Source organism: Desulfofundulus sp. (assembly GCF_049701015.1).
Taxonomy (GTDB): Bacteria; Bacillota; Desulfotomaculia; order Desulfotomaculales; family Desulfovirgulaceae; genus Desulfofundulus.
Map to the genome: position 1 here is coordinate 1 of NZ_JBNATZ010000155.1, position 5,902 is coordinate 5,902.

General features: G+C 48.2%; 7 protein-coding genes and 1 tRNA gene. 3 read left to right on the top strand and 5 right to left on the bottom strand.

Annotated elements, in window-relative coordinates; translation table 11 throughout:
- Positions 1-511, bottom strand: a 511-nt coding sequence (locus ACPLUI_RS09890) for an N-acetylmuramoyl-L-alanine amidase (RefSeq protein ID WP_424660097.1), incomplete at its 3' end; no start/stop codon positions are given.
- Positions 512-925: 414 nt separating this feature from the next.
- Positions 926-1,015: transfer RNA gene (locus ACPLUI_RS09895), tRNA-Leu, on the bottom strand.
- A 434-nt stretch (positions 1,016-1,449) separates the two neighbouring features.
- Here ACPLUI_RS09895 and ACPLUI_RS09900 point away from each other — a divergent pair.
- Positions 1,450-2,292: a zinc metalloprotease HtpX gene (locus tag ACPLUI_RS09900; protein ID WP_424660098.1), complete on the top strand. Its 843-nt coding sequence runs from the start codon at positions 1,450-1,452 to the stop codon at positions 2,290-2,292.
- Positions 2,293-2,428: 136 nt separating this feature from the next.
- Positions 2,429-2,725 (top strand): hypothetical protein, encoded by a 297-nt coding sequence (locus tag ACPLUI_RS09905; RefSeq protein WP_424660099.1) that lies wholly within the window; start codon positions 2,429-2,431, stop codon positions 2,723-2,725.
- A 60-nt stretch (positions 2,726-2,785) separates the two neighbouring features.
- On the opposite strand, the gene ACPLUI_RS09910 is transcribed toward ACPLUI_RS09905, so the two are convergent.
- On the bottom strand, positions 2,786-3,601 hold the full coding sequence (locus ACPLUI_RS09910) for a hypothetical protein (RefSeq protein ID WP_424660100.1): 816 nt from the start codon (positions 3,599-3,601) through the stop codon (positions 2,786-2,788).
- Between the two features lie 157 nt (positions 3,602-3,758).
- Between ACPLUI_RS09910 and ACPLUI_RS09915 the strand changes: the two genes are divergently transcribed.
- Entirely contained in the window at positions 3,759-3,953 is a 195-nt protein-coding gene (locus ACPLUI_RS09915) for an SPW repeat protein (RefSeq protein WP_424660101.1), read from the top strand.
- Positions 3,954-4,074: 121 nt separating this feature from the next.
- Here ACPLUI_RS09915 and ACPLUI_RS09920 read toward each other — a convergent pair whose 3' ends face one another.
- The gene (locus ACPLUI_RS09920) at positions 4,075-5,214 is read right to left on the bottom strand and encodes a 4Fe-4S dicluster domain-containing protein (protein ID WP_424660102.1); all 1,140 of its coding nucleotides are present in this window, start codon (positions 5,212-5,214) and stop codon (positions 4,075-4,077) included.
- Positions 5,215-5,902: (Fe-S)-binding protein (locus ACPLUI_RS09925; protein ID WP_424660103.1), on the bottom strand; the 688-nt coding region annotated here is incomplete at its 5' end. It abuts the gene before it with no gap.

Sequence of the window (5,902 nt, forward strand, 5' to 3'; positions counted from 1 at the left end):
GGCCTCCTGTAATGGCAAGTGCCAGATCCCTTAGAAATGAGGAGTCCGCAAGAAAGGCGGCATCCCGAGGATTATCTATAAAAAGATTTTCGAGAAGCACAGCCGGCATCTTTGTCTTCCTTAAGACGGCAAAATTAGCCTTCTTCAACCCCCGGTCAGGGAAGCCCCGTTCAAGGTAAAATTTGGCTATTTCCCGGTGCAGGGCAGCTGCTAATGATTGGGTTTGCTGTGAGGCGTCGGGATGAATATAACTCTCAAAACCGCTCCCTCCGCCTGAATTAACATGCAGGGAACAAAAGAAGTCAGCGTTTTGCTGGTTGGCAAGGTTTGCCCGTTCATCCAGGGAGACATTGATATCACTGGTACGGGTAGGGACAACCTTGACCTCATAATCCTCTAAAAAGGATAGAACATATTTCCCCAGAGCCAACACGACATCTTTTTCTTGAAGGCCAAAACCAACCGCCCCGGGATCCTGACCTCCATGACCCAGATCTAACACAATCACCATAGAATCCCCCGGCTCAACTGGGAGCGGGAAACACACCTCCTTAATCCTGAAGCCCTCCTGCTCACTCCTGTTATCTTCTGACCGGGATAATTTTTACCACAGCCTTATGTAATTGTATTCACCACCAGACACAAGGTTGATTTTGAGGACTGGACACATCATATGCACCATTTACCGCCATTTGCCATGTGCCAACTCTTTTCAGTGTCTTATTTAGAATACACCGGAGAACCGCTCGAGCAGGGAGCCGGGATTGAACCTTCCACCTCAGCACCTAACCCGGAGGGACCAGGAAAAAAGACACCCTTTTGGGCAGTTTCTAAACCCAAAAGGGTGGTCTCATGTCCTGGTAATCTTACAGTGTTCTATACTGTGTTTATAACCCGGGTGCAAGAACCACAAGGCACAACCCAATGGTGCCGGAGACCGGACTTGAACCGGTACGGGTGCATAACACCCCCGGGATTTTAAGTCCCGTGCGTCTGCCTGTTCCGCCACTCCGGCATGAAACCCCTTTATTTTCAAGGATTTGAGGGCTTTTTCTTCATCATATTTTGGGCTACTAATCCTGTTTACCGTCCATCAAAATCCCTTTCAGTTATAAACCTGCTGAAGTTATTTTACCCCAAAAGATTTTTCCCGTCAACTGCCCAAACCGTTCCGATTTTTTTCGCGTCTCCTTCTCTATTGCCTTCAATGGTTGATTACAATATAATGAGTGACAGGAGATAATAAAAATGGCAAACCGCCATTATGCATGGAAATATAATTTAACAGGTATACTCGTGAAGGAGGGTTATACAAAACCAGAAAGTCGCTTCCGTTATCATCGAAAATTCAGCTCTTAAAAGGTTCCTGACTCCCAAGTTCCGACTTCGCAGGCTGTTCATAATCCCGTCCCTGCAAGAGCGGGTTTATTTTTGAAAGGAGGGCAGCTTATGAATAACCTTAGAGCCTGGCTATTGATGGGTCTGCTCACAGTTTTACTGGTATTGATTGGGAAAGCGGTGGCCGGTAGTTCGGGGGCTTTCATGTTTTTTCTTATTGCCCTTTGTATGAACTTTTTCGGTTACTATTTCAGCGATAAAATTGCCATCGCTATGACAGGGTCACAGCCCCTGGCCGAACATGAAGCACCAGAGCTGTACGCCTTGATTCGCAATCTCGCACAACGGGCGGGTATACCCATGCCCCGGGTATACCGTACTCCTTCGCCCCAACCCAACGCGTTTGCAACAGGGAGAAATCCGGCCAATGCTGCAGTGGCAGTCACTGATGGCCTGTTGCAAATTCTCAACCGTTCGGAAGTAGAAGGTGTACTGGCTCACGAAATAGCCCACATTAAAAACAGGGATGTGCTGGTAGGTACCCTTGCCGCAGCTCTGGCTGGGGCGATTACAATGATTGCAAACGCCCTTCAGTGGGGGTTGATCTTTGGGGGCCGTGACGACGAGGAAGGAGGAAACCCTCTGGGGCTAATAGGATCCCTGGCCATGATCATCCTGGCCCCCCTCGCAGCCACGCTTATCCAGCTGGCCATCTCCCGTACCCGGGAGTTTGAGGCCGATGCAACTGGAGCCCGGCTGGCAGGTTCTCCACACGGGCTGGCCAGTGCCTTGCTCAAGCTGGAGCGGGCGGCCCGCCACATACCGATGCAGGTGAATCCGGCAACCTCACACCTGTTTATTGTTAACCCTCTGTCAGCTGAATCTTTTGCACGTCTCTTCAGTACCCACCCACCCATTGCGGAAAGAGTTCGTCGACTCCAGCAAATGCAATAAACCCTGTTAATTTCGAAGCCTCTGTCGACCGGACAGAGGCTTTTCTAGTGAAAAAATTTTACCAACAATACGGGATATGGTATACTGATGGTTAGGCCGCAGGACTGGCCACCGGTGCGAAGGAGGTTGTCGGCACATGGAAGTAACTCATCCACAAAGAACAGTTGTGGTAAGCATTCAGGGATGGGAACTGGAAGTTTTGGAAGGACCGAAAAAGGTAAACGTAGATTTAATGGGCGAAATGTTGGAATTTAAAGGGATCTGGCTGACCGAACCTGAACGGGGCGTGGTAACCGTACTATGCTATCCGGAGAAGGTTTTTTACCTGGAAATAACTGAGGAGGAACTCCCGGTCAAAAGACCCGGCCGGAGAAATAAAGTTACTTTCTTACGGCCCATTGAACAGGTACCACCGGAACAGGATGATAATTAAGCACCCGCACGTCTATTCCCGTGGGGTGCACATCATACCAACCCCCGTAGAGAGGGTAAATTAACGTCGATTTCGCCCCTTTTGAGACTTACCGTTGCGCATTTTACCCTCCCCTGCAGAGGCAATTTTCAATTCATTAAAGAGCACCTGATTTTCTATGAGAGGTTTTATTTCCATAACCTCCCTGGGTCGAAGAACAGTTTCTATTTTTTTTACTGTTTCAGGGGAGAGTGGATTCGATTTGATGTTTTTACCAGTCTCCCCTTCTGTATATCCACCGTCATTCTGGCTCAAACCACCAGGCGGAAAAGTTTCACGGGATTGAGCCACCTCAAGGGTACAGGCTACCTCTCCCGCAACCGTATCATATTTCTCTTCCTGTGTTCCCTGCTTTTTGCTATCCTGCCCGTCTTCACCACGGCAAACGACAATTTCTTCCTGTACCTGTTCCCTTCTAAGCACGCTTTCCTTATTGATTTCTTTTTCCTCACCCCACAAAAGCTCGTAGCGCAACTGACGGCAATCCGCCAGGATCCTCTCCATCTCAGTTTCAAGAGCTCCGACCACACGAGCGAACCTGGGGAGATAATTTCCCCGATTCCCTCCATGGCCCCCGGTATTTTTCATTAAACCAGACAGATCAACCAGTTCTTCGGTAATCCTGTTTGACAGATCCTGCAGGTGCAACAGGGCATCTAAAACCAGGTTCCCGAGTTCCCCCGATAACTCTTCTTGCTCCCTGCGCAAATTAAGATAGCGCATAATTTCATCAGTAGATAAATCAGCAAGCAGGCTCTGTTCCAGCACACTTAATTCTTCCATAAGTTCGCAATAACGTTGCAGCAATTTCATCAACCTCCAGGCCATTTTTACCATTTATAATTATTCTTTTTAAAGCTGCCATCTCCTGCTTATGCTGGCTGGATCTGGCTGATATTTCAGTTGAATCCTGAAGGCCTCCATGTTTAAAAAAAATGGTAACGGTTAAAATAACACTGAATAAAACATTTTAGCTGTAGGAGGTGAAAAACCGGTGAACAGATACGGCTGGCTTGGAATCGTCATTGGTATCTGGCTAATCATTGCTCCCTTCGTACTGGGTTATTCTAGAGTAGTTAATGCCATGTGGAATGATATCATTATAGGCATCCTTGTTGCTGTCGTTTCCTACCTGGCCAATCCCGAACTCAGGGGAGCAAAAGTTGGTGATGGTGGAGAAAATAAATAATTGTTCACCACCTACTAAGGCCCGCCCGGGAACTCCGGGTGGGCGTATTATTAAAAGACATAAAAAAGGACCCTTTCCCCGGGTCCTTTTCTCACTTGCGAGCTCAACCCCGTTGCTTTACCTAACCGCTGATTTCAACGCTGGATAACCCACCGTCAGCTCTTTGTATTTCCAACGCCCTTTCCCTCAAGCGCACAAAGTAAAGGGCAAATGGACGGTAGGCAAGGTGGGCCCACTTGGTAAAGGGCACCTCCAGAGCTAACAACGGTACGGTAAAAGCAAGGTGAATAGCAAACGTATAGTATGTGGGCAACGGCAGGTCCAAATACTTAAATACATGGACCAGTAATCCCGTAAAAGCTGTCAGCCAGAGCAGGATTAAAAACATCCAGTCCGTTGAATGGGAATACTGGTGAATCGGCTCACTCTTCTTTAACCTGCTGACAATTGATTCTGTGGTAACATACAGTAACGCTATGGTAGCATAATACCCCAGAAGCCTTACGGGATGGAAAATGGAAAGGAATTCATTGGTCAGGAACCATTTTGAAAAGGCATTTACCAGAATAAAAGCCACCGCATACCCCGACATCAAAAGCCAGTGCTTAATCCACCTGCGGTTGTCTTTGCAAAGGCCGAACCTGCGCTGAGTTGCAAAATGATAAATCAGAGTGGCGAGCTCTTGAACATATAATGATGCAGGAATTTTTACCTTCTGGTCGCCCATAATAAACCGGTACATCCGGTATATGTTACTCAAAAGAATTATGGACAGAACACCGCCAAAAATCCAACCTGCCGGGTCGACAATATGCCGTGGCGCAAAGGTTTCAAGTTCCGTATGGTCAAGAACAATCGGTCCGTGCAGGGCATAGACGACCGCAAGAGTGGCTAAAAACAGTACGATAACTGAAATGATCTCCCATACCTTGGAGGTGTAAAGCCTTACTGACAAACCAGTCCAATCGTAAATGGATGTCAGGTACCGCCGCAGGGCCATCATCAGCTCGCCCGGGTCGGCTTTCCTCGGACAGTTTTTCTGGCAATCACCGCAGTAGTAACACAGCCACGGTTCCACTGAATGGTTGATCTTGTCTTCAAGTCCCAACTGCACATAGCGCACAAACCTGCGCGGGAACTGTTGGTCGTCTGATGCCAGAGAACAAACTGCCGTACAGGTTCCGCAACTGAAGCACTGGAATACAGTTTTCGCTCCGAACTTCTGGAGTTTTTTCGCAAAATGAGGGTTTACCTTTGTCAATTAGCTCTCCCTCCCTATTGACGCAGCGAGGAGCTCAGAAATTTCCATTACCTTGATTGTTTCCTGTTTATCCAAAGCCAGGCAATCCGCTTCAAGCATTATTACACAGTAGGGACACGCTGTCGCGAGAATATTTGCCCCCCGCTCCTCGGCGTCCATAACTCTTAACTCACCAAAGCGTTCTCCCCTGGGCACCTCGGCCCACAACCGGCCACCGCCACCGGCACAGCAGAGGCTTCTTTCCCTTGCCCGACCAAGTTCGACAAGGTCCACACCGGGTATGGCCTTAATTAAAGCGCGTGGTGCTTCGAAAATATCGTTATGTCGCCCCAGGTAACACGGGTCGTGATAGGCAACTTTCTTATCCAGCGGAACGTTAAGAGGCAATTTACCCTCCCGAACCAGATCAGCCAGAATCTGGGTATAGTGTACCACTTCAAATTCCCCACCCAGGTCAGGATACTCATTCTTGAAGGTGTACAGGCAATGAGGCGAAGTGGTGATTATCTTTTTGACTCCCTTTTCTTTAAAAAGGTTGATATTGGACTCAGCAAGTTTTTGGAATAATTCCTCATCCCCAATCTTGCGAACCGTCTCACCACAGCAACTTTCCTCTATACCAATGACACCAAAGCTTACTCCCCCCCTCTTCAAAAGATCTACTACATTCCGTGCGATCTTCTGGCTG

Bases quoted from the DNA above. Each gene is read 5' to 3' on its own strand.
- ACPLUI_RS09900 (WP_424660098.1), top strand. From the start codon at position 1,450: ATGAATAACCTTAGAGCCTGGCTATTGATGGGTCTGCTCACAGTTTTA.
- ACPLUI_RS09905 (WP_424660099.1), top strand. From the start codon at position 2,429: ATGGAAGTAACTCATCCACAAAGAACAGTTGTGGTAAGCATTCAGGGA.
- ACPLUI_RS09910 (WP_424660100.1), bottom strand. From the start codon at position 3,601: ATGGTAAAAATGGCCTGGAGGTTGATGAAATTGCTGCAACGTTATTGC.